This window comes from Stenotrophomonas sp. P5_B8, from assembly GCF_054049855.1.
Genome location: NZ_JBFULO010000419.1, coordinates 1 through 3,270, shown reverse-complemented (window position 1 = coordinate 3,270; position 3,270 = coordinate 1). Strand labels below are relative to the sequence as shown.

The following is a 3,270-nucleotide window of genomic DNA, read 5'->3' as shown; positions in this document are numbered from 1 at the left end:
CGGCACTACCGATGGCAGCGCAGAACGTCCAGCGCTTGGCTCTGTACCGCAGATGGCTGCGCCGCCGCAGCCGACCAACGGTCGGCTCACCGGTTTTTGATGGTCGGTGCGCTCCGGCCCTGTGGCGCGCCCGTCCCGAACGTTCCCTGATGACGGTGGCTGGACCAGAGCCTGGGCCCTGGGTTGTGCACTTGAACTTCGACCTTTCGGCCCCAGATAGAGACCTCGGCAGTAGCGGGAAATCCAGGCGGCACAAGGCTTTCCGCCCCATTCCGGGACGGCATTAACAAAACGTTACGCCAAAAGCGCTATCATCTTTCTGCTTCAGTGCGCAACGCGCATGTCATCCCGGGCCTGGTACAGGCCACCGTCCTTCTCGATGCTGCCGCCTTCGGATCCGTCCCGGGCGCCGGGATCGCTTTTACGCTGTGATCCGGCTCGTTCCCAGCGCACCGCCCCTGAGCCGCCAAGAGAGATTCGATTGGGCGAACGCCTGGTTGTACCAGCCCCAGTTTCCGCTGCCGAACCCGACCCCATCGACTGCCGCCGTTGTGACGCGGTGTGTTGCCGGATGTCGGTCACCGTCATGCCCAGCGACGCCGTTCCCGGCTACCTGCTGGACCGCGACGAGGCCGGGCGCACCGTCATGGCGCGCAACGACGAAGGCTGGTGTGCCGCCATCGACCCCTATCACCTGCGCTGCACGATCTATTCGCAGCGTCCCGCCATCTGCCGCCAGTTTGACATGGGCGGCGATGACTGCCGCCATGTGCGGCAGGACTACCGTCGACAACAGCACGACCTGTCGGCGATTTTATCCACGTGTTAACCATGACAGGAGCATCCATGGCCCGTACGCCAAAGACCTCCCCCAAGGCAGGCAACACCGTTCGCGTTGACCGCAAGCAAGGTTCCAGCACCGCAGTCAACAGCGCCAGCATCGCAGCCGACCTGGCCGCGTTCCGCAAGAGTGGTGGCAAGATCGAAGTGCTCGGCAACACCCTGGCACTGAAGAGAGCCGGCTGACCTGCAGCCGTCCGCACCGGCCCTGTGCCGGTGCGGTGGCCGCACTCAACGTCCGCCCAGCCCCACCCGCACATTGCCCGAATGGGCATTGATCGCGATGTCCCCATCGCCACCGCCCAGCTTCGTATCCAGCGTACGGCCCGGCCCATAACGCGGCCGCTCCACCGTACCCGCATCGGACTGGATATCGCCACTGAACGTTTTCACGCTCAGCTGTGCCGACACCGACCGCGGCAACTGCAGCCCGATCGAACCACTCACCGTCTGCAACGTCACCTTCCCGCCCGGCGCCACGCCGGATGCGGCGATGTTCAAGCTGCCCGATACCGCTTCGGCGGCCAGACGCTGTACCCGGCCCGCGTCCACCTTGATGCTGCCCGACACCGTTTCCACCGCCACCTCGCCCGACACCCCGCCAGCGGCCTGCACCGACCCGCTGACTGCGCGCAGGTCCAGGCGTGGCGTCTGCACCTGCGAACGGATCCCGCCGCTGACCGTGCTCAACGTCGTCTCGCCGCTGCGGCCGGCCGCCGACACACTGCCGCTGACCGCATTGGCCTGCAGCCGGCGCAGATCCACATCGGCCACGTCGATGTCCGCGCTCACCGTGCCCAGCTGCACCTCCACCGCACGCGGCACACGCAGTTCCAGCGTGGCCCCGCCGTTGTTGCTGTTGCGCGGATAGACCACTTCCCAACGCACCCGGTTGGTACTGCGGTCCTGCTTGAGGGTCAAGCCGTCGGCCATCGAGCCGCTCAGCGCCACTTCGTTGCGGTCCCAGCCGCGCACGCTGACCTTGCCGGCGATGTTGCTCAGCTCCACCCGACCGCCCGCGCCCAGCGGCGCACGCTCATCGACACGGGTGGCAGCCTGCACCGCCAGCGGCAGCAGCAGGCCCAGGGCGGCGATCAGACGTAGTGATGTGTGCATGGTGTATCTCCTTCAGGATGGCAGGCCAGCGGCGGCCATGACCGCCTGCTGGGTAAGTTCAAGACGCAGCGCATAGGTGCGCTGCAGCTGCGCAAGCAGCGAACGGGAGCGCGGGTTTTCGGCGATCGCCGCGCGGATGTGGTCGGCACTGCTGTCCAGCTCACGCAGCGCCGGTTGCCAATCCCCGCCCACCTGCGCGGCCGGCAACGCGGCCATCGCCTGCTGGTACTCGGCGACCATGGCATCGGCCTGCCGCTGCACCAGCGTGGGTGGCGGCGTCTGCGGTGCCGGCATCGGCACCACCATGACCAGGCCCAATGCCGCAGCCAGACCCAGTCCGATGTGCAGCGGCCAGCGCCGGCGCGGCACGATCGCCGTCACCGATGCGGCCGGCAGTGGTGCAGCGACCGGCAACGGCATGGCCGGCAAGCGCGCGGCGATGCCCTGCCACACCCGCGCTGGCGGCAGGCGTTCGCCCGGCAGTGCGCGCAGCTGCGCCTGCAGTCCGTCGTTGTCGTTGTCGTTGTCGTTGACGTTGTCGATACGGTCGTTCATGCGGTTTCTCCCAAGCGTGCGCGCAACAGTCCACGCGCACGGTGCAACTGAGCCTTCGAGCTGCCCACGGCCATCTGCAGCTGCTCGGCAATCTCATGGTGTTTCCAGCCTTCGATGTCGTGCAGCACCAGCACCGCACGGGCGCGCGGCGGCAGTGTTTCCAGCGCGCGCTCCAGGTCCATGCTGGTGCCCGCGCAACGGTCCACCGAGGCCAACGTGGCCACGCTGTCCCAGCCCGCCTCGCCGGCGTCGCAGGCCTGCTCGACGGAATTGGCCCGCAGTTCCATCAGCGCCGCGTTGACCCCCAGCCGATGCAGCCAAGTGCCCAGGCTGCTGTCGAAACGGAAGCCCGGCAGTGCCTTCCAGGCCTGCAGGAACGCTTCCTGCAACGCATCTTCGGCGCGTGCCGCGTGGCCGCCGCACAACCGCCACAGCACCGCATACATGCGCGGCGAGTGGCGTCGGTAGATGCGTTCATAGGCGGCCATATCACCGCCGACCGCCGCGCGGACCAGGGCGTGGTCGTCGACAGCGTCGGTCGGGGCGCGGGATGCGGGCATGGTGGCGTTGAGCATATCCGTTGGATGCGCGGTCCATCGAAAAGGTTTAAACGGCCCCGGGCGATTTTGTGGTTCTTCGCCCCTATGCGGGACAAGTGGAAGCGTGCGTTGACCTTTCCAGGCGCGGCCGTTGGTGGGTCGGGCGCTGGGCGCCCATKCCCTTGGAGGCGAAATAAAGGRGGAGGKGGCGGCCGCAGGC

At 67.5% G+C, this 3,270-nt stretch carries 5 protein-coding genes; 2 read left to right on the top strand and 3 right to left on the bottom strand.

Annotated elements, in window-relative coordinates; genetic code table 11:
- Positions 1–535: 535 nt before the first annotated feature.
- Complete coding sequence (locus ACXJKH_RS17415) at positions 536–829, top strand: YkgJ family cysteine cluster protein (protein ID WP_345779496.1); 294 nt, start codon at positions 536–538, stop codon at positions 827–829.
- Positions 830–846: 17 nt separating this feature from the next.
- Complete coding sequence (locus ACXJKH_RS17410) at positions 847–1,026, top strand: hypothetical protein (RefSeq protein WP_256775876.1); 180 nt, start codon at positions 847–849, stop codon at positions 1,024–1,026.
- Positions 1,027–1,071: 45 nt separating this feature from the next.
- On the opposite strand, the gene ACXJKH_RS17405 is transcribed toward ACXJKH_RS17410, so the two are convergent.
- Genes ACXJKH_RS17405 through ACXJKH_RS17395 form a run of 3 tightly spaced genes read right to left on the bottom strand, consistent with a single transcriptional unit; the run spans position 1,072 to position 3,086 of the window.
- Complete coding sequence (locus ACXJKH_RS17405) at positions 1,072–1,956, bottom strand: DUF4097 family beta strand repeat-containing protein (RefSeq protein ID WP_457321201.1); 885 nt, start codon at positions 1,954–1,956, stop codon at positions 1,072–1,074.
- 12 nt (positions 1,957–1,968) lie between these two features.
- Positions 1,969–2,511 carry a hypothetical protein gene (locus tag ACXJKH_RS17400; protein WP_457321199.1) on the bottom strand — a complete coding sequence of 181 codons (543 nt, stop codon included), beginning with the start codon at positions 2,509–2,511 and terminating at the stop codon, positions 1,969–1,971.
- Complete coding sequence (locus ACXJKH_RS17395) at positions 2,508–3,086, bottom strand: RNA polymerase sigma factor (RefSeq protein WP_457321197.1); 579 nt, start codon at positions 3,084–3,086, stop codon at positions 2,508–2,510. Before ACXJKH_RS17395 ends, ACXJKH_RS17400 begins: the two co-directional genes overlap by 4 nt.
- Positions 3,087–3,270: the final 184 nt, after the last annotated feature.